Here is a 21,105-nt window from a genome sequence, read left to right as displayed (position 1 = left end):
GCTGCAATGTGACAATTAAATGAAAATCAATACATCGCAATCAATGGCGAAACAGGATGATTCAGTAAACCGGATTCCAGGCCGTAGTATTGCGGACATCATGCCACGCGGCGCGGCGGGTCGATGTCACCGTCAACGGTCCCGGTTCATCGGTTGGCCTGAGGCGAGGTCGATGAAATGGAGACGCGTGCAGGCGGGACAGGCGAAGGACTCGAAGCTCCGCCCCTCGAGCCGCCGCCCCTCGAGCCTCCGCCCCTCAAGCCTCCGCTCGTCAAGGCTCCGCTCGTCAGGCCTTGGCTGCCTCTCGAGATGCGTCTGCACATTCATGCCCGTCTGGGGGCATCGGAAAACAATGAAATCCGCCATCGACGCAGAATGACGGCACATCGAATTTCATCTTTGATCTAGATCAGTTTTGGAATCGCTCCACGCAAGCCGCGCGCACGCGAATGGACGCAAGGCGCGATCTCGCAAAAGCGAAGGGGCCCGAGAGGGCCCCTTTGGAGATCACCAGCGGCGATAGCGTGGTCCGTAATAGCGAGGCCCATAGGCGCGTGGCCCATACCCATAATATCGGGGCCCGTAATACGGCCGCGGGCCGTAATACCCATCATAGTTCGGGCGCCAGAAACAGCGTCCCCAGGCGTCGCAGACCATGCGGACCTGCTCGACGTCGGAGACCTGCGGCGTCGCAGGTGCGGGCGCGATGGGCATGGCGGACGCCGCCGGCGATGCCATGATGGCACCGAACAGGGATGCGGCGACGAGGCCAGTCTTGAGATTCATGATGTCTTCCTCTGCTTACGCAAAACAGGATATCGAAGTTGTTCTGATCAAATTGTGGCGGAACCGAAATGTAATGCTGATGAACAAATCTTCAGCAAAGCTCGCCGCAGACCTGACCTTTCGCTCCGCAAGATTATCCCAGGTTCGCGCGCGTGACCAATGCTGCGCTTGCACTGGCGCTGCCTGGCAGGACATTGCGTTCATCTTTGATCCTGCGCAATTCGCCGGCACGACTTCATCCCTAGTCTTGCCGTAGCCAGCGCTTCGAGGAATTCGAAGAGCAGGCTCGCGAGATTGCCTGGAGCTGTGCAATGGACAAGATGAGAATAGACAAGGGTGACTGGCTGATCGTGTGCGACGGGCGCAAGGCGCTCATTCTGGAAAACCTCGGCGACGAGATGTTTCCGAACCTCCACACCCGGGAGGTGCACGAGCAGCCCAATCCTTCGACGAGTGCGCAAGGGACCGATGCGCCGGGCCGGCTGAATGCCGCCGTCGGCGGCGCGCGCAGCTCGGTCGAGCAGACCGATTGGCACGATGAGGCCGAGCGTGCCTTCCTGCGGAACCTGGCCGGCCGGCTCGATGCCGCCGTCAGCGCGGGCGAGACCTCGGCCCTGACCATGGTGGCCTCACCACGCGCGCTCGGGATGATCCGCGCCGATTATTCGGTCGTGGTGCGCAAGGCGCTTCAGGGCGAGGTCGGCAAGGACCTCGTCAAGCTGCCGGTCTACGAGATCGAGAAGCAATTGCTGCTGTCGGGCGCCGCCAAATAGCGGCACCCGCAGAGGACGCGCCAGCGCGCCTCAGAAGCAGGGGTGCCGGCGGCCGTCCTGGCCGATATAGGTGGCCGAGCTCTGGTAGCAGCGGTTGTTCGACGGGCCGTCGTAGAAGGCGAAGGTGCCGGGGGTAACGCCGGGCCCGTAATTGTGCAGATAGCTGATCGGGTAGGGCAGCGGGTTGGTGTAGTGGCGGTGGTACCGGTGGTGTCCCCGCGCCTCCGCAAGGCTGGGGGCGAGGATTGCGGCCGACAGGGCAGCAACCGCGGCTACAAGCTTCAACGTGCTCATCTCGATTCTCCGGAACCCGCGCGAATAGGTCAGGTGTTTATAGCCATTTCGGGCCGCCGGGACACCCGTCCGGGGCCCGGAAATCGGGGCCAATCCCGCCGATTCCCGGGTGGGTGTGACAGAATTGCCCGGAGCAGGGTCGAAGGCTGCCCATTTTTGGCCTTTTCGGGATGCTTAACGAATTCCCCACACAAGTATGGCCAAAGAGAATTCGCTTAAGAATCCTGTCGCCGGCCCTTTGGGGGTCCTTCGAGGCCGGTTCATTCCTGAAGGCTTTCGCCGTCACGCACCATGCGCATCACGCTTTTGAGCCTGCTGTTGCTCTCCGCCGCCGCCACGCCGGCGCGCGCCGAGCTGCACATCACACGTGACCACGGCGGCTACGTCGAGGAGTACAAGGCCAAGTACAAGCGCGTCCGCGAGAAGGGCGAGCGCGTCATCATCGACGGCATCTGCAACTCGGCCTGCACCCTGGTGCTCGGCATGGTGCCGATGAACAAGATCTGCGTGACGCCGCGCGCCAGCCTCGGCTTCCATCAGGCCTATTACGACAAGGCCTTCACCTTCGGCATCAAGGTCACCAGCGCGGAGGGGACGTCCGACCTGATGTCCTATTACCCCAACACCGTGAAGGACTGGATCCGCCGCAATGGCGGGCTCACCACCGACATGAAGAAGATCAAGAACGGTGTCGAGCTCTGGAAGATCATCGACCCCTGTCCGGAAGAATGGTGAGCGGCTGAGCTGCGCTCCCGCTGTCCGTCGCAGCGCAGCATCGCTCGTTTTGGAAATTCGCATTGCCGCATAGGCCCCGGTCGGGCAATGAGGGCGGCAATGAACCATAATCAAGAAGCCCTGACCGCCCGCGCCGCACCGATCCTGTTCGTCGTGCTCTGGAGCACCGGATTCATCGGCACCAAATACATCATCAACAACGCCGATCCCTTGACCTATCTCGCCATTCGCATGGCGATCGTGGTCGGCCTGATGGCGATCATCGTGGCGATCGCGCGACCGAAATGGCCGGACCGTGTCGACGTCGCGCATAGCGCTGTTGCCGGCATTCTCGTCCACGGCTTCTATCTCGGCGGCACGGCCATTGCGATCGCGCATTCGATCCCGGCCGGGCTCTCGGCGCTGATTCCGGGCCTTCAGCCGATCCTGACCTCGACCATCGCCAACCGCTGGCTCGGCGAACGCGTGACGCCGGTGCAATGGGCGGGGCTGGTGCTTGGCCTCGGCGGTGTAGCGCTGATCCTGCACGGCCGTCCGATGACCGGCGAGGCGGGGCTCGGCTGGCTCGCCTCGGTGGTGTCGTTGATCAGCATCACGCTCGGCACGCTCTATCAGCGCCGCTACTGCAACCACATCGACTGGCGCGCCGGCAATCTCGTGCAATATATCGCCGTCACCGTCTTCTTCACGGTCGGCGCCTTCCTGTTCGAGGACCGCGTGGTGCACTGGACGCGGGAGTTCGTGCTCGCACTTGCCTGGCTTGCCGTGGCGCTCTCGATCGGATCGATCGGGCTGTTGTACTGGCTGATCCGCCACGCTGCCGCGACCTCGGTTGCGAGCCTGTTCTACCTGGTGCCCGCCGTCACGGCGCTGATGGCCTATCTGCTGTTCGGGGAGAAGCTCGATGCGCTGGCGATTGCCGGCATGGCGATGTGCGCGGCGGCGGTGTTCGTCGTCAATCGGCGTTTCTAGGCAGGCAGGCCAGTACGTCGGAATACATCCCTGACGTGCGGCGCGCGCTCGTGCTAGGCTGGACTGATTTCAGCTTCCCTTTGGCAAGGTGATTTCCATGAAAAAAGCACGGCGTGCACTGCTCGGCAGGTCCTTGAGGCCGGTCCGGATTGCCTGCATCAACTACGCCGAGGAGATGATGAGCGAGCGGATGATGGGGAGGCTCACGGCGGCGCTCCAGAAATGCTACGACGAGCATTTCCTGCCTGTCTGGGGCTATCCCATCGATCTCGACGTCACCCGCAACCCGAAGCCGACGGACTGGCAGCTGCTCTATTTTGACGACGCCACCCACAAGAACTTCCTCGGGCGGCACGAGCTGACGCACCGCGGCCAGCCGATCTCAAAGATCTTTCTGAAGGCACTCAGCGAGGACGATCCGGTCAGCCTGGCGGCCTCGCACGAACTGTTCGAGATGGTGCTCGATCCCATGGCCAATCTGTGGGCCGACAAGACCCGGCACACCCAATATGCCTACGAGGTCTGCGACGCCGTGGAAGAGGAGTCTTTTCTCGTCAACGGCTTTCCGATGTCGAACTTCGTCTATCCGTCCTGGTTCGAACCGTTCGAGCATCCCCGCGGCACCAAGTTCGACCATATGGGGTCGCTCAAGGCGCCGTTCTCGATGACGGAAGGCGGCTATGTCATCAAGAAGGTCAATGGCCGGAAGGTGATCAAGCAGTTCGGCTCATCCGAGAAGCGGAGGCGCTTCGCCAAGGAGGACCGGCGCGGCCATCGCAGCGAATTCCGCGATCCGCAAGGCGAGCATCACCCGGGCCGGCGCGCAGCCAAACGGCGAGGCTAGGGGCGGGAGAAGTCTCCGGGCGCGCCCGTACCCGGAGACCTGCTCGAGCGCTGCGATCAGCGCTTGGCCTTCTTTTTCGACTTGGCTGCCTTCTTCGCGGACTTCCTGGTGGCCTTCTTTGCAGCCTTCTTGGCCGCTTTCTTCGACGACTTCTTTGCAGCCTTCTTCGAAGCTTTCTTCGCAGATTTCTTGGATGCCTTCTTGGTCGCCTTCTTGGCTTTCTTCTTGGAAGCCTTCTTCGGCGCTACTTTCTTCGCGACCTTCTTGGCGGCTTTCCTGACCTTCTTGACGGCGGTGACTGCGGCTTCGCTGGTCGCTTCCACGGCGGTGGTGATCGTGTCCATCGCCTGTTCGGTGATCGGCTTCTCGTCGTCCATATCGTCCCCCACGGTTTGTATGGAGCGATGACGATAGCGGGTTTCAAAATCGTGTCAAAGCAGCGCTCAACCTTTGCGGATCTTTGCGTAGGCGGCGAGCGCGCGCTCGCGCCCCTTCGCGTGATCGACGATCGGCTGCGGATAGGTCTTGCCGAGCGTGACGCCCGCGCTCGCAAGCTCGATCGGTGATGCCTGCCAGGGCTGGTGGATCAGCTTGGCCGGCACGTCTTTCAGCTCGGGCACCCAGCGCCGGACATAGACTCCATCAGGATCGAACTTCTCGCCCTGGAGAGTTGGATTGAACACGCGGAAATAGGGCGCGGCGTCGGCGCCGCAGCCGGCGACCCATTGCCAGTTGGCGGGATTGCTGCCGGCATCCGCATCGACCAGCGTGTCCCAGAACCAGCTCTCGCCGTCGCGCCAGTCGATCAGGAGATGCTTGACCAGGAAGGACGCCACCACCATCCGCACCCGGTTGTGCATCACGCCGGTGTGCCAGAGCTCGCGCAGGCCGGCATCGACGATGGGATAGCCGGTGCGTCCGCGCTGCCAGGCGGCGAGCGCTTTCTTGTCTCCGTTCCAGGGAAAGCCATCGAAATTCGTTTGCAGGTTTTCGGTGGCAAGGCTCGGGTGATCGTGGAGGAGGTGGCGGCAGAATTCGCGCCAGCCGAGCTCGCTCAGGAACTTTTCGACGCCGGGCCCGATCGCGGGATTCTCCGCTGCTGCAAAGCGCGCGGCGTGCCAGATCTGCCGCGGGCTGAGCTCGCCGAACCTCAAATGAGGCGACAGGCTTGAAGTCCCCTCGCGATCCGGGCGGTCGCGATCGCCGACATAGACGCGCGCGGTGTGCTTGAGGAAGTCGCGCAGGCGCACGCGGGCCGAGGCTTCACCCGGCGTCCAGGTCTGGCGCAGGCCGCCAGCCCAGTCGGGCTTTGTCGGCTCGAGCGTCCAGCTCTCCAGCGCGTCGCTGGTGAGCTGCGGCGCAGGGCGTAGCTCCCGCGGTGCGGGCAGAGGTTTGGGCGGATCGCCCAGCGACAGCACCCGTCGCCAGAACGGCGTGAAGACGCGAAGGCCGCGGCCCTCCTTGTTGCGGATCGCCGAGGGTGGCACCAGCAGGTCGCCAGGGAAGCTCTGCGAGTCCACGCCGAGCTTTGCCAGCGCCGCTTCAAGCTGTTTCTCGACGGCCTGATGTGGCGCCTGCGCGACCCCGTTCCAGTAGACCGCTCCTGCTCCGCTCTCGCGCGCCACTTCGGGGATCACCTTGGCCGCCGGCCCCTTGCGCAGGATCAGCGATCCGCCGCGCGTGGCGATCTCGGCGCCGAGCGCCCGCAGCGACTGCGCCAGCCACCAGCGCGTCGCACCGCCCGGCGCCCGTCCGGCCACCTCATCCATCACATAGAGGCAGATCACCGGCGCGCCTGTCTTCGCGGCAGCATGGAGGGCGGGATGGTCGGACAGGCGGAGGTCATCGCGGAACCAGACGATGACAGGCGGCGCGCTTGGCGTGGTCAGGGCAGGCCTCGTTTGCAATTTGGCAAGCATGCCGCGTGCGGCGGTGTGAACCGTCGTTAATTCGGTCGTAAGCCGATTGCATGAATATGCAGGAATTCCGGGGGTAGTTCCATTCATGTCCAACCGTGCGACGGCAAAGTTCTTGCCGCAATTCAAGCTGGGTACCAAGGCCGTCCTGTGCGCCGTGCTGCTGATCGCCGTGAACACGGCGCTCGTGGTCGGCGCCGGCTACTGGTCGCTGACCTCCGCCTTCAACGATCGTGCGCTGCGCGACATCGAGGTCAATTTGCGCACGCTGGCCCTGGCTTTTGCCGAGGTCGTTCCCGACGCGAAGATCACGATGCGGGATGGCGGGGTGGCGCGCGCCGAGATTCCCAAAATGCCGGAGTTCAGGGATCACGCCATCGTCGATCGCGCGGTGTCCTATGTCGGCGGCAACGCGACCCTGTTCGTGTTCGATGATGCGAGCGGGCAGTTCGTCCGCCGCTCGACCAACGTGAAGAAGGAGAACGGCGACCGCGCTGTCGGGACCCAGCTTGCCGCCGATCATCCCGGGCAGGCCGCCCTGCGACGCGGCGAGGCGTACAAGGGCCCGGCCACACTGTTCGGAAAAACCTTCATGACCGCCTATTTCCCGGTCGCGGATGCCACCGGCAAGGTCGTGGGCATTCTCTATGTCGGCATCCCCATGGCGCAGTTCGAGAGCATGCTGACCCAGGCCATCGAGAGCATGGCGATTGCGGCCGGCGTTGCCGCGCTCCTAGTCCTGGTCCTCACCTTGCTGGTCGTCCGCCGTATCACCAAGCCGCTCACCTCGGTCACGCGCTCGCTGACGGCGCTCGCCGAAGGCAAAAGCGACGTCGAGATCGATTGCGAGGATCGCGCCGACGAGATCGGCGAGATCGCCCGCACAGTCGCGGTGTTCAAGAGCAACTCGCTGGAGCGGGCGCGCCTGCGCAGCGAGCAGGCCGCGGCCACGGCTGCCGCGGCTGAGCAGCGCAAGGCGGAGCTGCGCAATTTCGTCGAGCAGTTCCGCGGCAGCGTCGGCGGCATCCTCGACAAGGTGCTGAGCTCCTCCGGTGAGTTCGAGCGGGTGGCGCGGCAACTCACCGACACCGCACGCTCCACCGCCGACCTGTCGGCGCAGTCGGCCGGCGCATCCGAGAACGCCTCCGAGCACGTGCGCACGGCGGCCTCGGCCTCCGACGAACTGTCTCAGTCGATCTCCGAGATCACCCGCCGGGTGCAGGAATCGAACGAGATCTCCGCCGAGGCGGTACGGCAGGCCGAAGCCACCGATCAGCGCATGGCGCAGCTCTCGGAGGCGGGGGCGCGCATCGGCGACGTCGTCAAGCTGATCACCTCGATCGCCGAGCAGACCAACCTTCTGGCGCTGAACGCCACCATCGAGGCCGCGCGTGCCGGGGACGCCGGTCGCGGCTTCGCGGTGGTGGCCCAAGAGGTCAAGACGCTCGCCGGCCAGACCGCCAAGGCGACGGATGAGATCTCGAACCAGATCGCCAGCATGCAGCTTGCAACGGAGGAATCGGTCACCGCCATCAAGGCGATCGGCCAGACCATCGAGCGCATCAGCGGCATCGCGGGCTCGATCTCGGCCGCGGTCGAGCAGCAGAGGAGCGCCACCCACAACATCGCGGCCAACGTTCGCGCTGCGGCCTCCGGCACTGCCGATGTCGCGGTCAATGTCCGTCACGCCGCCAAGGGCGCGAGCGAGACGGGAGAGACCTCGAGCCGGATGTTTGCCTCTGCCCAGGCGCTGTCAGGCGAGAGCCTGCATCTGAAGGCCGAGGTCGACAGCTTCCTCGACCGCGTGCACGCGGCCTAATCCAACTCAGTCATTTCCGGGGGCGATCCTCAGGACCGAACCCTGGTGCGCAATGGCGCACCAGGGAATCTCGAGATCCTCAGGTGCGCAATTGCGCACCAGAGTTCGATGCTGGGATGACTTTTTGCGGTCGCTATCCGCGATCGCCAGAAGTCACTTCGGCTGCGGCACGATGCGGATGTAGGGCTTCGGTTCCTTCCAGCCCTGCGGATAGATCGTCTTCGCCTCGTCGTTGGAAACCGAGCCGGCGATGATGACGTCCTCGCCCTGCGTCCAGTCGGCCGGCGTGGCGACGCGATGCTTGGCGGTGAGCTGAAGCGAGTCGATGACGCGCAGGATCTCCTGAAAATTCCGGCCTGTCGTCATCGGATAGACCAGCACCAGCTTGATCTTCTTGTCCGGCCCGATGATGAAGACGTTGCGGACGGTCTGGTTGTCGGCCGGCGTGCGGGTGAGGGGATCGCCCGAGGTCGAGGCCGGCAGCATCTCGTAGAGTTTCGAGACGTTGAAGTCGGTGTCGCCGATCATCGGGTAGTTGGGGGCGGTGCCTTGGGTCTCCTTGATGTCCTCCGACCATTTGGAATGGCGGTCGACCGGGTCGACCGAAAGGCCCATCAGCTTGACGCCGCGCTTGTCGAATTCCGGCTTCAGCTTGGCAAGCGCGCCGAGCTCGGTCGTACAAACCGGCGTGAAGTCCTTGGGGTGGGAGAACAGGAGAGCCCAGCTATTGCCGATCCAGTCGTGGAACTTGATCTTCCCTTCGGTGGTCTCGGCTTCGAAGTCGGGCGCGGTGGTGCCGATCGGGAGTGTCATGGTTCTACCTCATCTCATTGAATTTACTTGGTAATTGATCTTTGGCCGTCGTGGCCAGTATAGGGTCTCCGCGACCCTAAGTGAACCGCTTCAAGTAAAATGTGAATTTCTTCTCTGAAGGGCCGATTTCCTAGCACCTTTCTGTTACAGCCGCGCCTGCGACGAAACATCTCGACCGGAGCCGTACGGTCTCGATTGCCCCCATAAAGCCTTTTATGACCCGCATCACGCTCGCCCCGACGCCTCCGGAACCGAAATGGTCCTCGTAGCGACTAATCGGCAACCATTGAGAAAAGTCGCGATCCCCATATCGAATCATTAACCACCCCTTTACGCCCGCATGAAAATGCTGGTCGATCAGAAGAAATCTGGAAGTGAACTATGTCTGCCGCTGCGCATAAGTCTGTTGAGTCGCCGTCCCTCGAACCGTCCTGCCGCGATACCGCGGCTCATGCATTGACCGTCGTGCGCGACGGCGTGATCACGGGCGAAGGCCCGACCACCAAGGGCCGGGTCCACTTTTCCCGCTCGCTCGATGCCGATGACACCGCCTGGTGCGCGCGCATCCTGACCGCCACGGCCGTCAACGACCAGCCGGTCAGCCGCGCCGAAGCCGAGGCGCTGTTCGAGATCAATGAAGCCGCAACCGAGCGCACCGATGGCGGCCGGTTCGACGACCTGCTCGCCAAGGCCGTTGCCCATTACGCCGCGAGCGCCTCGGGCCTGAAGGTGCCGCCGCGCAGCGTCGCGCTGTCGGCAGAGTCCGAGATCGAGAGCTGGGCGCCGTCCTACGCCGCCAAGGTCAACAGCGAGATGCTGGAGTGGATCGCCGGACAGATGCGCGGCAAGCGCCAGAACAACCGTCGCCTGATGGCGATGGTGGCGACCTTCCTGGGCGCCACTGCGCTGCCTTTGGCGGGCCAATTGCCGAACGTGTTCGACATCGGCATGTAAAAGATCTGGGCATGTAAAAGATCTGGGAATGTAAGAGTTAGACGAGACTGTCGCGCCCCTTGCGAGGCGCGACAGACAACGGCGGGGTTATTTCCCCGCCGTTTTTTGTTTGCCAGCGTCCGGCTCGAGCCCGAGCGTGCGGCCTGGGAAACCGGCGGCGTCGAAATAGCGCTGGCTGCCGACGCGCTGGAAGTTCAGCACGGTCACCAGGCCGCCCTCGGCGGGCTTGGACTTCAGCGTGCCGGTATAGGCCTTCGGCACGATGCCGTTGGGCAGGGCTTCCGACATCACGCGGCCGACAAGGCCGCCGTTCTGCGGGCCGCGCAGGCCCATGAGCTGGGCGGCCGTCATGCCGACGTCGGCATTGCTGACCGGGATCTGGCTGACATAGCCGGCTTTGAAGTCCGGACCGATCGCGGCCATGAAGTTCATGGTGTCGCCGCGGCTGAAGCTGCCATGCATGCCCTGGCCCTGGCGCAGCACGGTGTCGGCGACCTGCACCGAGCAGTTGGTCGGCGCCTCACCGCAATCGCTGGCATAGGAGCGGAAATTGACGACGATCGCCGGCGTCGGCGTCGCCGACTTGCCGCGCAGATTGATGCTCGACAGCGGCAGGGTACCGGGGATGCGGCCGAGCGAGTCGTCCACGAACAGGCCGGAGACGTAATCCTGCTCGAGCAGCGCCTTGACGGTCTTGACCGCCAGCTTCTTGTCCTTGTTCGGCAGGTAGATCAGGTCCGAGCCGCCATTGGTGGCGATGACGAGGTCAGGCTTGGTCGGATCCTTGCCGAGCACGCCGTTGCCGGCCTTCGGATGGGCGTTGCCGGTGACGGCGCCGTTCTTGTCGTTGGGGTCGAACAGCGGTAGGTCGAGCGCCTTGGCTAGGTCGATCGCCAAAAAGCCCATCGGCAAAAAGTCCTTCGGCGTGTCGTCATAGCTGACCTTGGCCGAGGGGCTGGTCTTGCTCTCCTTGGAGATGGTCGAGAAGCCGTGGTCGGCCTGGATCATGATGTTGGTATTCGCGGCCAGCCCGAGCTCGTCGAGCGCCTTGCGGAGCTGGGCGAGGTTGTTGTCGGCGTTCTTGATGCTCGCCATCGTGCTCGGGCCGTTGATGCCCGGCTTGATCTGGTTGAGGCTGTCGCCCTGGTTGTGCTGGGTGCCGTCAGGGTCGCGCGACCAGAACACCAGCACGAACGGCTTGTTGCGCGCCTTGAACATCGGCAGCACGGCCTTGGCGGCGACGTCGGCGAAATAAGCCTGCTGCGCGACGTTGGCGACAACGGTGCCGGGCGTCTTGGCATCGCCCGCCTTGGAATTGTCGCCGCGCGGCGGCGTGGCGAGGGGCAGGCCGGCCTTGGTCAGCGCGTCCTTCACCTCGTCAGACAGCGCCACGCCGTTCTTGCCGCCGGTGGAGTCGTCGAACACGACCGAATGCAGGCCGGCCTTTTCGGGCTTGTCAGTGTGGTCGAACTGGTAGGTCGGACCGACCTTGCCGATCGCCGCGGTGCTGAAGCCCTTGTCGCGGGCCATCTTCAGAATCGTCTCTTCGTTGAGATAGTCGCCCTTGAAATGCTCGTCGATGTCGCCGAGCACGGCGTCGTTCTCGATGAAGGGGACCACGGTGTCGCCGGCGGGGACGGACGTATAGTTGGTCCAGATCGTGTTGGAGAACACGCCGGTGTCGCCGAGATAGTGGCCGGTCGACATCGCCGAGCCGTTGGCCATGGTGAAGGTCGGGAAGAGGGAGTGCGGGTTCTTGAAGTTGACGCCCTTGTCACGGACCTCGGCCATCGCCGGCGCGGTCTCCGGCGTCACCTTCAGCGCGCGCAGACCATCGGGGATGAAGAGGATCAGGTTGCGGGGTGTGTTGTTCTGGGCGGAGGCAAGTCCGGTGGACAAGACTGTCAGTCCGGCGGACAGCAACACCAGTGAACGGCGCATCAAAATCTCCTGCGGTGAGGCGGCAATGGCCGCGACCGCGGCCCCCGGCCATCGTTTAGTTTTGCTGCATGACAGTTTTGTTACAAGACCCAAGGAGCAAGCAGAAGTGACGGGGAGGTGACCAGGCACCCACGGATGGGGCGTTGTCGGGCACGAGATCACAATTATTGCACTCAACTGCCTCAACGCCGTCATTGCGAGCGCCGCGAAGCAATCCAGAATTCCTCCGTGGCAAAACCCTGGATTGCTTCGCTGCGTTCGCAATGACGGAGGAGGCGACTTCAAGCAAAATTGCCGCCGCCAATTCGACGAGCGCGATCAACTCCGATCAACGGGTCATGAGGACTACCCCGGAACGAAGTGTCTGAAATCAGCACAGAATCCCGGGCGACTTGCCGCACCAGGTACCCCGTTAATTCGTGCCTTAACCAACAATTAATTATACGTTTGCGGGTGGGCGACGGCCCGGCCTAGCGTGCGGTGGGGAGCCGCCGAAGCCAAACGAGTTGGTGCGTATCATGATGTCCAGATCATATGGGGCGCTCTTCGCCTCGCTCAGCGCAGCCGCGCTGCTCCTTTCTGCCAATGACGGTTTTGCCAGGCCCGGCGCCACCGCCGCGCACGGGATGGCCGCCGCGCCTTCCGGCGCGATCGCGCGTCCGCAGATCGGTCCTGGCGCCCGGTTCCGCGGCCGCAACACGCCTTGGGTCTATTGGCCGGGCGGCGGCGGGTTCTACGACAACGCAGGCTATAACCAGCCTTTCGTCGATGCCGGGCAGCCGGCCTCCACCGACGTGCGTTACACCTATACGTACGACGTTCCCTGGGACTGGACCCATCGCTTCCCGCCGAATGTGGTGCCGTCCGACCGGCCCTATGTGCCGAGCTGCCCGACGGAGCAAGTGACGGTGCCCGGCCGCGGCGGCGCCGAGCACACGGTCAACATCATGCGCTGCTACTGAGCGGCGTCGTCCGCCCAGCTAGCCCAGCTCAAAACTGGTCACGCCGAAGATGCGGTCGATCCGCAGCGGCGGGATCGGCCCTGTGTACATCCGTGCCGTCTCGAACACCGGCTTGAGCCCGAGCGATTCCGCGAGCGCAATGGCCTCGCGATTGATCGCGGGGACGTCGAGGAAGACTTCGCCGCCGCCTGCGCTCGCCAGCAGCGCCTGCACGATCGCTTCCGCCGCTCCGCGGTCGTCGGCGACGAGCGGGCCGATCTTGTGGCCGGTGCGGCAGGGCCGGATCACCCCCCATGCCGCGAGCTTGCCGTCGCGCAGCAGCGCGCCGCCGAGATGGCCTGATGTGTTGATCCAGGCGCGCAGGAAGGCGCTGCGCGCGGCCGGGAAGACGGTCGCGTCGTCGGCTTCAACGAGCGCGAACGGGAAATTGTCGAGCGCGACGATTTCGGCGGGTGGATTCGGCGGCGCGGCGACGATGCCGCCATACCGGATATTGGCGTAGGCAAGCTGGAAGCCGGACTTCTTGTAATTGTCCTGCTGCGCGACGACGCCATCGAGCCCGATCACGCGGGCGCCTGCATGTGCGATCGCCGCGTTCCAGATGCGCAGTCCGTGGCCGGCGCCGCGAAAGCCTGAGCGCACGATGTAGAAGCCGAGGAAGGCGAAGCGATCATCGTAATTGACGCAGGAGATTGTTGCGACCGGCTGGCCGTCGATCTCGCCGACGAAGAAGCCCTTCGCGTCCGGGATCGCGAAACAGGCGGCGTCGCCGAGGCCCGGATTCCAGCCCTCGGCCGCGGCCCAGTCGACGGCGATGGCGATCTCCTCGGGGCGCAAATTGCGGATCTGCAGATCGCTCATGACGGATGCCTTCGGCGGTGGACCTGCCGGCAGGTCCGGCGGTAGAAGGCCTCATGATAGGCCGGGCCCGGGGCTCGCCTCAACACAGGGATGATCGGTCATGGCAGCAGAGAAGGTCGCACTTGTCACGGCTGGCGGCAGCGGCATGGGGGCAGGGGCTGCGCGGCGGCTCGCGGCCGACGGCTTTCGCGTCGCGATCCTGTCGTCCTCCGGCAAGGGCGAGGCGCTGGCAGTCGAGCTCGGTGGCCTCGGCGTCACCGGCTCCAACAAGTCGAACGATGATCTGAAGCGGCTCGTCGACGGGGCGATGGCCAAATGGGGACGCATCGACGTGCTCGTCAACAGCGCCGGCCACGGGCCGCGCGCGGCGATCACGGAGATCACCGACGAGCAGTGGCACACCGGCCTCGACACCTATCTCCTCAACGTGATCCGGCCGACCCGGCTGGTGACGCCGGTGATGCAGGCACAGAAGAGCGGCGCCATCATCAACATCTCGACCGCCTGGGCATTCGAGCCGAGCGCGATGTTTCCGACCTCTGCGGTGTTCCGCGCAGGCCTTGCCGCCTTCACGAAGATCTTCACCGACACCCATGCCGCCGACAACATCCGCATGAACAACGTGCTGCCGGGCTGGATCGACAGCCTGCCGCAGCTGGACGCGCGCCGCGACAGCGTGCCGATGAAGCGCTACGGCAAGGTCGAGGAGGTCGCGGCGACGGTGTCGTTCCTGGCGTCCGAGGGTGCCGCCTACATCACCGGCCAGAATATCCGCGTCGACGGCGGACTGACGCGCTCGGTGTGAGTTGGGGCGCTGCTTCGCTCCGCCATTCTTGTGCACTTGTCGTAACGCGACGTGCGGCTTGCGTGGTGCGCCGCTGCGGCGGGGCGACGCGTGGCGTTCGGGTCACACTCCTCGCTCGTCTTGCGCGATAAGTCACTGACTACGTCACAGTCCATACGAACTGCGCCGCAGACCGAGACGGCGAGCGATCCACTCCCTATCCCCAATCTGCGCCGGATGGCTCCCACCGGTGCGCAATTGAAACGCGAGCGTCGATCGCGTGGGGCATGGAGACTCGGAATGAACAAGTTTTTGCTGGCGGTCGCTTCAATTGTGCTCGGCACCGCATCCGCGCATGCGGCCGACCTCGCGGCGCAATACACCAAGGCGCCGGTGATGGCGCCGGCCTACAACTGGACCGGCTTTTACGTCGGCGGCAATGTCGGCGGGCAGTGGGGCAACGCCGATCTGAACACCTCGACCATCTGGACGCCGGCCGGCTATTTCGCCGCCAGCAGCGTCCCCGCCATCAACACGGTCGGCGCCCAAGGCGTCAATAGCTCCAGCGTGACCGGCGGCTTCACCGCGGGCTATAATTGGCAGGTGAACCACGCCGTGCTCGGCCTCGAAGGCGACATCAACTATTTCGGTTTCAAGGGCAGCGCGACGGGCTCTGCGCTCTATCCCTGCTGCGCGCCGACAGGCTTTACCGTGTCGTCGCAGGTCTCGGCCGATTGGCTCGCCACCATCCGCGGTCGCATCGGCTTCCTCGCGGCTCCGACCTGGCTGCTGTACGCGACGGGCGGCGCGGCGATCTCCGAGGTGAAGGGCAATTTCAATTTCACCGACACGTTCTCAGCCGCGACCGAGTCGGCCGCGATCCGCGACACGCGCCTCGGCTGGACCGCGGGCGTCGGCACCGAATATGCCTTCGGCGGCGGCTGGTCGCTCAAGGCCGAATATCTCTACGTCGATCTCGGCCGCGCCAGCGCGACCAGTACCAATCTGGTCGGCGGCGTAACGCAATATCCGAGCAACGTTTATACCCACTCGGTCGATCTCAAGTCGAACATCGTGCGCGTCGGCGTGAACTACAAGTTCGGCGGACCGGTCGTCGCCAGGTACTGAGCATCCCGTTCCTGATCTGGCGCAGAAAGCCCCGGCTCTGCCGGGGCTTTCTGTTGCGAGGGACGGTTCAGTGCGAGGCGACGAGCTTCGCCAGCGCGGGCAGGATCTTGTAGCGAACGATCTCGTGCGGGTATTCGCCGCGATTGGCGAGCAGGACGAAGCCGATCTGCCTGATAGGGACGAGGCCGAGATAGCCGGAGGCATTGTTGAGGCCGCCGGGCTTATCGACGATGGTGGCGTCGGGGAGGTGGACCGTCTCCCAGGCCATGCCTTGTCCGAATTTGTCGTCGACGCGGAAGGTCTCGCGCTGCGTCATCCGCAGCGCCTCGCGCAAATGCGGATCGACCGAGCGGCCGTCGACGCAGGCCGCGACGAAGGTCGCGAGATCCCGCGGTGACGAAAACATCTGGCCGGCGCCGGGAAAGTCGAAATAGCTCTGCTGATTCCCGGGTGGGCCGATCGCCATGCCCTGATCCGAATAGCCTTGCACGACGCGCTGCATCCACGCCGCGTCCATGACGGCGCGGTTGTCCTCGCCGCGCTCCGGCAGAGAGGTCGCATTCATGCCGATCGGCCCAAGGATGCGCTCTTCGAACAGGGTTGCGATCGGAGCGCCGTAGCAGCCCTCGAGCACGAGCTGAAGCAGCACGTAACAGGCATGGCTGTAGATGCGCTGCTTGCCGGGCGCTTCGCCGGCCTGCGGCTCCCAGGCATTGAACATGTCGATGAACTGCGCCCGCGAGAACGAGTCGTTCGGCCAGGGTGGATGGTCGGTCGACAGCAGCATGCCCGATGTGTGCGTGGCGAGCTGGCCGACGGTGACGCGGCGGACATAGTCTCCGGTGAGCTCGGGCAGATATTTCGGCAGGCGGTCGTCGAGCCGCAATTCACTCCGGAGCGAGCCCAGGGCCACCAGCGTCGCCTCGAACGGTTTGCGCAGCGAACCAAGGTTGAACAGCGTGTCCGGCGTGACCGGTCGTCGCGTGGCGTCGTCGGCGAAGCCGTAGTTGAAGAACTCGACATGGCGGCCGGCATAGAGCGCGGCGGCGAGGCCGCCCGGCTGGTCCGGCGTCATGGTCGGCGCCAGCTCGTTGGCGACGATGTCGCGCATCTGCGCGATCATGTCGGAATCCGCGGATGCGCGGCGCGGCCAGGCCAACACGAGGGGAACCAACGCGGCCCGCGCGAGGGCCCGCCGGGTGAGGTGTGACGAGGTGACAACAGACAGCACGGCTCTGACGCTTGATGCGATGCGCCCCCTCTCTCTTCTAACGGCGAGGGCCGGGTGCCCCAATTCACGATTGCGCGTTGTGGGTTCCGCCGGCGGGGGCTTGCGGAAAAATACTTAGCTTGTGAGCTAACAATTATTGACGTCCGGCGGTGGCGGGTCTATAGTTAGCTTCATGGCTAACCAATTATCCCAGCTCGACCAGATCTTCGCAGCCCTCGCCGATCCCACAAGGCGGGCGATCGTGATGCGGCTCTGTGCCGGCGAGGCGTCGGTCGGCGAGCTCGCCGATCCGTTCGAGATGGCGCTGCCGAGCTTCATGAAACACATCCATGTGCTGGAGACGAGCGGGCTCGTTCAGTCGGAGAAATCCGGCCGCGTGCGCACCTGCCGTCTCAGCCCGGACGCGCTCGTCGGCGCGGAGGACTGGTTCCAGCAGCAGCGCGCGATCTGGGAGGCGCGGCTCGACAGGTTCGAGGCTTACGTCTTGCAACTGAAGAAAGAGAAGGAGAGGGCGGCCGCCAAGCGGCCGTCCCGCACAACCAAACGGAAAGGTTCTGAGTGATGACGAATTCTGCCAATCCTGCTCTGTCGCAATGGTCGATCGACCGCGAGATCGTGATGTCGCGCGTGATCGACGCGCCGCGCGATCTGGTGTTCGAGGCGTGGTCCGATCCAAAACATCTCCCGCAATGGTTCGGGCCGAAGGGCTTCAAGATCGAGACCTTCGAGATCGACGTGCGCGTCGGCGGCGTCTGGCGCTTCAACATGATCGGCCCTGACGGCACCGTCTATCCGAACCGCATGCGCTTCCGCCGCATCGAGCGGCCGTCGCTGATGGAGATGGATCACGGCGTCGACCAGGACGACGATCCCGGCATGTTCCGCTTCACACTCACCTTTGCCGAGCAGAGCAACGGCAAGACCGTGCTGATGATGCGGCAACTGGCCTCGAGCACCGAGCAGCGCGACGGCATGATCAGCTTCGGTGCCGTCGAGTATGGCTACCAGACGATGGACAAGCTCGCGGCGTATGTTGCCGGGATGAAGAAATAGAGTCCCGCGTTATTCCGGGGGCCTCGGAAAGGCGCCCCGGAATAAGCTCGGAAAACGCATGGGGAGAGCAGTCGCCTTCGCGAATATGACAGCGCGCAGGTCAATTATGACAGCGCCATAACGTAGATTTTTGTCGCGTCGTGCCGCCGATTTATGACAGAATTGCTACCACTAAATGTCATATCGGTTACGGCGGAGCGATTCATGTTGCAGTGGCAGGCGCGGTCAAATCCCCTCGCGTGGTGGTGGGGGTCCCTGACGCTTGTCAGTGCTGCCAACATTCTCGTCTGGTTCATGCTGTACCGCGAGTTCTATCCGACGGTTGCCCGCAGCGCCGGCGGCGGTTCGGATATCGGGCTGATGTTCCTGCTCTGCGCCGGCTATGTGTTCGGCTGCGCGTTCCGATCGTTCCTGCCGCGCGCCGACGTGCAGCGCATCTGCCTGTTCGACACCTGGCTCTCCAGCGTCTTCGTCGGCCGCACCGTCGCGACCGTGGCCGAGCTGTGCTTCGTCGCGCAATGGGCGATCATCCTGCATCAGCTGGGTCACATGACGGGCGCGGAGACCGCGGTGAACATCGCGCTGGTGATCGTGCCCATCATCATCGTCGCGGAGTGCTTCTCCTGGTACGCGGTCGTCACCACGAACTTCCTCTACAACGCGATCGAGAACTCGCTGTGGGCGGTGACGTTTTTCCTCGCCGGCATCGCGCTGTGCCGCCTCATGCCGGAATTCCAGGGACCGGTGCGATGGGCGCTGATCGCCGGCATCGTCGGCATCGCCTGCTTCCTCGCCTTCCTCGTCACCGTCGACGTGCCGATGTATCTCAGCCGCTGGCGGGCAGGGCATCAAGAGGGCAACAAGCTCCTCGGCTTCCTCGAAGGTCTGCATGACGTCGCGACGCGCTGGGTGGTGACCCACGACATCGCGCATTGGAAGGGCGAGCTGACCTGGATGTTCCTGTATTTCACCGCTGCGGTGTGGTCGAGCCTCGCGCTCTGCGCGCTCTACGCCATGGAAGGCTATCTCACGCGTTATCTGGCCTGAGCGACCGGGCTTCGCCGAGATCGGCCTGCGTTAGCAGGCCTTGCCGCAGCGCCAGCCGGACCAGCTCGATGTCGGAGCCGACGCCGAGCTTGTCCTTGATCAGCGAATGCAGGTTCGCCACCGTCTTCGGGCTGACGTGGAGCGTTTCGGCGATCTCCTCCGTCGTGTTCTCGGCGAGTAGCAGCCGCAGCACCTCGAACTCGCGCGGCGTGAGCACGTCGGCGGCCGAGCTCTCGCCGCTGATGCGGCTGAGCGCGAGCTCGTGGTCGATGTCGGGGCTGATGGCGATCTTGCCGGCGAGCACGTCCATAACGGCGCGCACCAGCGTCTCGGGCGGGCTGGTCTTGGTGACATAGCCCCGCGCGCCGGCGCGGATCGCCTGCACGGCGAAGCCGGCATTCTCGTGCATGGTGAAAACGAGGATCCGTGCCGCCTTGTCCCATTGCCTGATGCGCCTGACGGCTTCGATGCCGCCGATGCCGGGCATGCTCAGATCCATGATGACGAGGTCGGGCGCCTCGGATTTGAAGAGACGGTAGGCCTCGGCGCCGTCGGCGGCTTCGGCGACGACGCGAAGCCCGGGCTGCTTCTGGAGCACGGAGCGATAGCCTTCGCGGACGACGGAATGGTCGTCGACCAGCAGAATGGTCGCATCGGCCGCGCTCATGCCGCGCGCTCCAGTGGCTGCCGATCGAGGCCTGCAAGCGGAATGACCACGCGCAGCGCAGAGCCGCCGTTCGGCGCGGCCTCGAAGCTCAACTGGCCGCGCAAGGCCGCAACGCGCTCGCGCATGCCGAGCAGGCCCATTCCGGACTTTGCGACGGGATCGTTCGACCGTCCGTCGTCGTCGATCGCAAGTGCGATCTCGTCGGCACGCATCGCAAGCTCCAGGCTTACCCGCGTGGCGCCGGCATGCTTGGCGGCGTTGGTGAGCGCCTCCTGCACGATGCGGTAGAGGCTCGCGCTGATCGTGGCGGGCAGGGTCGCGAACGCACCGTCGAACCGGATCGAAAACCGCGTCTGGCCGCGGCTACGCCCGTTCCAGCCCGCAACCAGGCCTTCGAGGCTCGCCACGAGCCCAAGCTCCTCGACATCAGGCGGGCGCAGCCGGAACAGCGCGCCGCGCAGCGTCTCCATCATGCCGGTTGCGGTCCGCGCGATGCCGTCGCACTCGCCAAGCAGGGAGGGGCAGTCCTGTACGGCGGTCTGGCGGGCAGAGGAGGCGAGCGCACGGATGGCGGCCAGCGACTGGCCGAACTCGTCATGCAGCTCGCGCGCGAGATGGCGGCGCTCCTCGTCCTGGAGTGCGATCAGTTTCCGCGTCAGCTCGCTGCGCTCGGCCAGCGCGGTGTCGAGGCTTTCGGCGAGATGGTTGAAGACGTCGCGGATCGCCGACAGCTCGGCGAGATCGAACGGCGGCAGCCGCGTCGACAGGTCATTGGCGGCGATCCGTTCGAGGCCGGAGCGGATCATGCGGGTGGGGCGCAGCGCACGCGCCAGCGCAGCGTAGACCAGGACGCACAACAGCGGCAGTGCGATCGCAAGTGCGAGCATCAGGCGGCCGGCCTCGTGCCAGGCGTCGGCCGTCTGCACGGCCGGGTCGACCGAGACCACGGTCTCGCCGAGTTTCGTTCCGCGCACGATCACGGGCCGTGCCGCCTCGCGGCCGGGGTCGAACAGGCTGCGATAGAAAGCCACGAAGACTTGCGGCGGCGGGTTCGCCGGGATCGGCGCGCCACTGCAGAATCGCTGGATGATGTCGCCGCTCACGCCGCGGAACGCCAGGCACAGGCCGGGCGTCATCACATAGGCCGAAACGGGGTCGAGGTTGGGAAAGTCCGAGCGGGGGCTGGCCACCCACTGGATCTTGCCCTGTTGCAGCTCCAGCGTCTTGGCCACGATGGCGGCGATGTCGTCGAGGCGCGCATGGGCCGCGCGGTCGGCGGTGATGAGGAAATAGGCGGAGATCGCGGCGAAGCACGCGGCCGATATGGCGGCCACGCGCAACGTCAGACGGACCTTGAGATCGAACCTCGGGCGGTTCCACATCGGCGGGCACCTGGCGCGAACGGAATTGTCGCCCCAGCATTAAACGGCAGAACGCGAGCGGCGCAAAGCGCCGCGCTTACCGCGGTGCAACGTCGTGAAATTTTCCCGGCACGCGCCGGGACGGGGACGGCTGCATGGCATGA

The 21,105-nt window shown here is 64.6% G+C and carries 23 protein-coding genes; 12 read left to right on the top strand and 11 right to left on the bottom strand.

The window, feature by feature from the left end; translation table 11 throughout:
* Positions 1-132: 132 nt before the first annotated feature.
* Together AB7245_RS26855 and AB7245_RS26850 are read right to left on the bottom strand one after the other, a co-directional pair.
* Entirely contained in the window at positions 133-366 is a 234-nt protein-coding gene (locus AB7245_RS26855; RefSeq protein ID WP_085405493.1) for a hypothetical protein, read from the bottom strand.
* 141 nt (positions 367-507) lie between these two features.
* Positions 508-786, bottom strand: coding sequence for a hypothetical protein (locus AB7245_RS26850; protein WP_071912916.1), 279 nt, complete (start codon positions 784-786; stop codon positions 508-510).
* A 311-nt stretch (positions 787-1,097) separates the two neighbouring features.
* Here AB7245_RS26850 and AB7245_RS26845 point away from each other — a divergent pair, with 311 nt between their 5' ends.
* Positions 1,098-1,559 (top strand): host attachment protein, encoded by a 462-nt coding sequence (locus AB7245_RS26845; RefSeq protein ID WP_071912919.1) that lies wholly within the window; start codon positions 1,098-1,100, stop codon positions 1,557-1,559.
* A gap of 30 nt (positions 1,560-1,589) precedes the next feature.
* Here the strand turns inward: AB7245_RS26845 and AB7245_RS26840 are convergent, their stop codons facing one another.
* Entirely contained in the window at positions 1,590-1,853 is a 264-nt protein-coding gene (locus AB7245_RS26840; protein ID WP_063982649.1) for a hypothetical protein, read from the bottom strand.
* A gap of 291 nt (positions 1,854-2,144) precedes the next feature.
* On the opposite strand from AB7245_RS26840, the gene AB7245_RS26835 reads away from it, so the two are divergent.
* From AB7245_RS26835 to AB7245_RS26825, 3 genes are all read left to right on the top strand, one after another.
* A complete protein-coding gene (locus AB7245_RS26835; protein ID WP_085405494.1) occupies positions 2,145-2,588 on the top strand; it encodes a hypothetical protein in 444 nt (147 codons plus the stop codon).
* Between the two features lie 99 nt (positions 2,589-2,687).
* Positions 2,688-3,560: a DMT family transporter gene (locus AB7245_RS26830; protein ID WP_085405495.1), complete on the top strand. Its 873-nt coding sequence runs from the start codon at positions 2,688-2,690 to the stop codon at positions 3,558-3,560.
* A 97-nt stretch (positions 3,561-3,657) separates the two neighbouring features.
* On the top strand, positions 3,658-4,404 hold the full coding sequence (locus tag AB7245_RS26825) for a hypothetical protein (protein ID WP_085405496.1): 747 nt from the start codon (positions 3,658-3,660) through the stop codon (positions 4,402-4,404).
* A 56-nt stretch (positions 4,405-4,460) separates the two neighbouring features.
* Here AB7245_RS26825 and AB7245_RS26820 read toward each other — a convergent pair whose 3' ends face one another.
* Both AB7245_RS26820 and AB7245_RS26815 read right to left on the bottom strand, forming a co-directional pair.
* On the bottom strand, positions 4,461-4,781 hold the full coding sequence (locus AB7245_RS26820) for a histone (RefSeq protein ID WP_085405497.1): 321 nt from the start codon (positions 4,779-4,781) through the stop codon (positions 4,461-4,463).
* A gap of 66 nt (positions 4,782-4,847) precedes the next feature.
* Positions 4,848-6,323, bottom strand: coding sequence for a cryptochrome/photolyase family protein (locus AB7245_RS26815; RefSeq protein WP_439035074.1), 1,476 nt, complete (start codon positions 6,321-6,323; stop codon positions 4,848-4,850).
* Between the two features lie 85 nt (positions 6,324-6,408).
* Here AB7245_RS26815 and AB7245_RS26810 point away from each other — a divergent pair, with 85 nt between their 5' ends.
* Positions 6,409-8,139: a methyl-accepting chemotaxis protein gene (locus AB7245_RS26810; RefSeq protein ID WP_085405499.1), complete on the top strand. Its 1,731-nt coding sequence runs from the start codon at positions 6,409-6,411 to the stop codon at positions 8,137-8,139.
* Positions 8,140-8,292: 153 nt separating this feature from the next.
* Here the strand turns inward: AB7245_RS26810 and AB7245_RS26805 are convergent, their stop codons facing one another.
* Positions 8,293-8,952, bottom strand: a complete 660-nt coding sequence (locus AB7245_RS26805; RefSeq protein WP_085405500.1) for a peroxiredoxin — start codon at positions 8,950-8,952, stop codon at positions 8,293-8,295.
* Between the two features lie 381 nt (positions 8,953-9,333).
* Here AB7245_RS26805 and AB7245_RS26800 point away from each other — a divergent pair, with 381 nt between their 5' ends.
* Positions 9,334-9,906 carry a hypothetical protein gene (locus AB7245_RS26800; RefSeq protein ID WP_028154483.1) on the top strand — a complete coding sequence of 191 codons (573 nt, stop codon included), beginning with the start codon at positions 9,334-9,336 and terminating at the stop codon, positions 9,904-9,906.
* Between the two features lie 87 nt (positions 9,907-9,993).
* Here AB7245_RS26800 and AB7245_RS26795 read toward each other — a convergent pair whose 3' ends face one another.
* Positions 9,994-11,847, bottom strand: a complete 1,854-nt coding sequence (locus tag AB7245_RS26795) for an alkaline phosphatase family protein (RefSeq protein WP_085405501.1) — start codon at positions 11,845-11,847, stop codon at positions 9,994-9,996.
* Between the two features lie 518 nt (positions 11,848-12,365).
* Between AB7245_RS26795 and AB7245_RS26790 the strand changes: the two genes are divergently transcribed.
* Positions 12,366-12,809 carry a hypothetical protein gene (locus AB7245_RS26790; RefSeq protein WP_085405502.1) on the top strand — a complete coding sequence of 148 codons (444 nt, stop codon included), beginning with the start codon at positions 12,366-12,368 and terminating at the stop codon, positions 12,807-12,809.
* 18 nt (positions 12,810-12,827) lie between these two features.
* On the opposite strand, the gene AB7245_RS26785 is transcribed toward AB7245_RS26790, so the two are convergent.
* The gene (locus tag AB7245_RS26785) at positions 12,828-13,670 is read right to left on the bottom strand and encodes a GNAT family N-acetyltransferase (RefSeq protein WP_085405503.1); all 843 of its coding nucleotides are present in this window, start codon (positions 13,668-13,670) and stop codon (positions 12,828-12,830) included.
* A gap of 100 nt (positions 13,671-13,770) precedes the next feature.
* Between AB7245_RS26785 and AB7245_RS26780 the strand changes: the two genes are divergently transcribed.
* The gene (locus AB7245_RS26780) at positions 13,771-14,475 is read left to right on the top strand and encodes an SDR family oxidoreductase (protein ID WP_014494589.1); all 705 of its coding nucleotides are present in this window, start codon (positions 13,771-13,773) and stop codon (positions 14,473-14,475) included.
* A 279-nt stretch (positions 14,476-14,754) separates the two neighbouring features.
* The gene (locus tag AB7245_RS26775; protein ID WP_063982659.1) at positions 14,755-15,582 is read left to right on the top strand and encodes an outer membrane protein; all 828 of its coding nucleotides are present in this window, start codon (positions 14,755-14,757) and stop codon (positions 15,580-15,582) included.
* A gap of 67 nt (positions 15,583-15,649) precedes the next feature.
* On the opposite strand, the gene AB7245_RS26770 is transcribed toward AB7245_RS26775, so the two are convergent.
* The gene (locus tag AB7245_RS26770; protein WP_354115486.1) at positions 15,650-16,705 is read right to left on the bottom strand and encodes a serine hydrolase; all 1,056 of its coding nucleotides are present in this window, start codon (positions 16,703-16,705) and stop codon (positions 15,650-15,652) included.
* A 280-nt stretch (positions 16,706-16,985) separates the two neighbouring features.
* Between AB7245_RS26770 and AB7245_RS26765 the strand changes: the two genes are divergently transcribed.
* The 3 genes from AB7245_RS26765 (at position 16,986) to AB7245_RS26755 (ending at position 18,913) form a co-directional block, all read left to right on the top strand.
* Positions 16,986-17,375 carry an ArsR/SmtB family transcription factor gene (locus AB7245_RS26765; RefSeq protein ID WP_028152276.1) on the top strand — a complete coding sequence of 130 codons (390 nt, stop codon included), beginning with the start codon at positions 16,986-16,988 and terminating at the stop codon, positions 17,373-17,375.
* Positions 17,375-17,866: an SRPBCC family protein gene (locus tag AB7245_RS26760; RefSeq protein ID WP_085405504.1), complete on the top strand. Its 492-nt coding sequence runs from the start codon at positions 17,375-17,377 to the stop codon at positions 17,864-17,866. Before AB7245_RS26765 ends, AB7245_RS26760 begins: the two co-directional genes overlap by 1 nt.
* A 204-nt stretch (positions 17,867-18,070) precedes the next feature.
* Positions 18,071-18,913, top strand: coding sequence for a hypothetical protein (locus tag AB7245_RS26755; protein ID WP_085405505.1), 843 nt, complete (start codon positions 18,071-18,073; stop codon positions 18,911-18,913).
* Here AB7245_RS26755 and AB7245_RS26750 read toward each other — a convergent pair.
* Entirely contained in the window at positions 18,894-19,580 is a 687-nt protein-coding gene (locus tag AB7245_RS26750; RefSeq protein ID WP_063982664.1) for a response regulator, read from the bottom strand. The two genes, AB7245_RS26755 and AB7245_RS26750, sit on opposite strands and share 20 nt — an antisense overlap.
* Positions 19,577-20,962, bottom strand: coding sequence for a HAMP domain-containing sensor histidine kinase (locus AB7245_RS26745; protein WP_063982665.1), 1,386 nt, complete (start codon positions 20,960-20,962; stop codon positions 19,577-19,579). Before AB7245_RS26745 ends, AB7245_RS26750 begins: the two co-directional genes overlap by 4 nt.
* Between the last annotated feature and the right edge of the window lie 143 nt (positions 20,963-21,105).

This window comes from Bradyrhizobium sp. 604_D8_N2_3, from assembly GCF_051810765.1.
Taxonomy (GTDB): domain Bacteria; phylum Pseudomonadota; class Alphaproteobacteria; order Rhizobiales; family Xanthobacteraceae; genus Bradyrhizobium; species Bradyrhizobium barranii.
The sequence above is the reverse complement of the archived record's forward strand: the minus strand, read 5'-3'. Positions and strand labels throughout refer to the sequence as shown.

Excerpts from the sequence above, each read along its gene's own strand:
- AB7245_RS26845 (WP_071912919.1), top strand. The coding sequence starts at position 1,098 with ATGGACAAGATGAGAATAGACAAGGGTGACTGGCTGATCGTGTGCGAC.
- AB7245_RS26760 (WP_085405504.1), top strand. The coding sequence starts at position 17,375 with ATGACGAATTCTGCCAATCCTGCTCTGTCGCAATGGTCGATCGACCGC.
- AB7245_RS26745 (WP_063982665.1), bottom strand. The coding sequence starts at position 20,962 with ATGTGGAACCGCCCGAGGTTCGATCTCAAGGTCCGTCTGACGTTGCGC.
- AB7245_RS26825 (WP_085405496.1), top strand. The coding sequence starts at position 3,658 with ATGAAAAAAGCACGGCGTGCACTGCTCGGCAGGTCCTTGAGGCCGGTC.
- AB7245_RS26820 (WP_085405497.1), bottom strand. The coding sequence starts at position 4,781 with ATGGACGACGAGAAGCCGATCACCGAACAGGCGATGGACACGATCACC.
- AB7245_RS26765 (WP_028152276.1), top strand. The coding sequence starts at position 16,986 with ATGGCTAACCAATTATCCCAGCTCGACCAGATCTTCGCAGCCCTCGCC.
- AB7245_RS26835 (WP_085405494.1), top strand. The coding sequence starts at position 2,145 with ATGCGCATCACGCTTTTGAGCCTGCTGTTGCTCTCCGCCGCCGCCACG.
- AB7245_RS26770 (WP_354115486.1), bottom strand. The coding sequence starts at position 16,705 with ATGATCGCGCAGATGCGCGACATCGTCGCCAACGAGCTGGCGCCGACC.
- AB7245_RS26790 (WP_085405502.1), top strand. The coding sequence starts at position 12,366 with ATGATGTCCAGATCATATGGGGCGCTCTTCGCCTCGCTCAGCGCAGCC.
- AB7245_RS26840 (WP_063982649.1), bottom strand. The coding sequence starts at position 1,853 with ATGAGCACGTTGAAGCTTGTAGCCGCGGTTGCTGCCCTGTCGGCCGCA.
- AB7245_RS26800 (WP_028154483.1), top strand. The coding sequence starts at position 9,334 with ATGTCTGCCGCTGCGCATAAGTCTGTTGAGTCGCCGTCCCTCGAACCG.
- AB7245_RS26755 (WP_085405505.1), top strand. The coding sequence starts at position 18,071 with ATGTTGCAGTGGCAGGCGCGGTCAAATCCCCTCGCGTGGTGGTGGGGG.
- AB7245_RS26775 (WP_063982659.1), top strand. The coding sequence starts at position 14,755 with ATGAACAAGTTTTTGCTGGCGGTCGCTTCAATTGTGCTCGGCACCGCA.
- AB7245_RS26805 (WP_085405500.1), bottom strand. The coding sequence starts at position 8,952 with ATGACACTCCCGATCGGCACCACCGCGCCCGACTTCGAAGCCGAGACC.
- AB7245_RS26785 (WP_085405503.1), bottom strand. The coding sequence starts at position 13,670 with ATGAGCGATCTGCAGATCCGCAATTTGCGCCCCGAGGAGATCGCCATC.
- AB7245_RS26795 (WP_085405501.1), bottom strand. The coding sequence starts at position 11,847 with ATGCGCCGTTCACTGGTGTTGCTGTCCGCCGGACTGACAGTCTTGTCC.
- AB7245_RS26810 (WP_085405499.1), top strand. The coding sequence starts at position 6,409 with ATGTCCAACCGTGCGACGGCAAAGTTCTTGCCGCAATTCAAGCTGGGT.
- AB7245_RS26850 (WP_071912916.1), bottom strand. The coding sequence starts at position 786 with ATGAATCTCAAGACTGGCCTCGTCGCCGCATCCCTGTTCGGTGCCATC.
- AB7245_RS26750 (WP_063982664.1), bottom strand. The coding sequence starts at position 19,580 with ATGAGCGCGGCCGATGCGACCATTCTGCTGGTCGACGACCATTCCGTC.
- AB7245_RS26855 (WP_085405493.1), bottom strand. The coding sequence starts at position 366 with ATGGCGGATTTCATTGTTTTCCGATGCCCCCAGACGGGCATGAATGTG.
- AB7245_RS26780 (WP_014494589.1), top strand. The coding sequence starts at position 13,771 with ATGGCAGCAGAGAAGGTCGCACTTGTCACGGCTGGCGGCAGCGGCATG.
- AB7245_RS26830 (WP_085405495.1), top strand. The coding sequence starts at position 2,688 with ATGAACCATAATCAAGAAGCCCTGACCGCCCGCGCCGCACCGATCCTG.
- AB7245_RS26815 (WP_439035074.1), bottom strand. The coding sequence starts at position 6,323 with ATGCTTGCCAAATTGCAAACGAGGCCTGCCCTGACCACGCCAAGCGCG.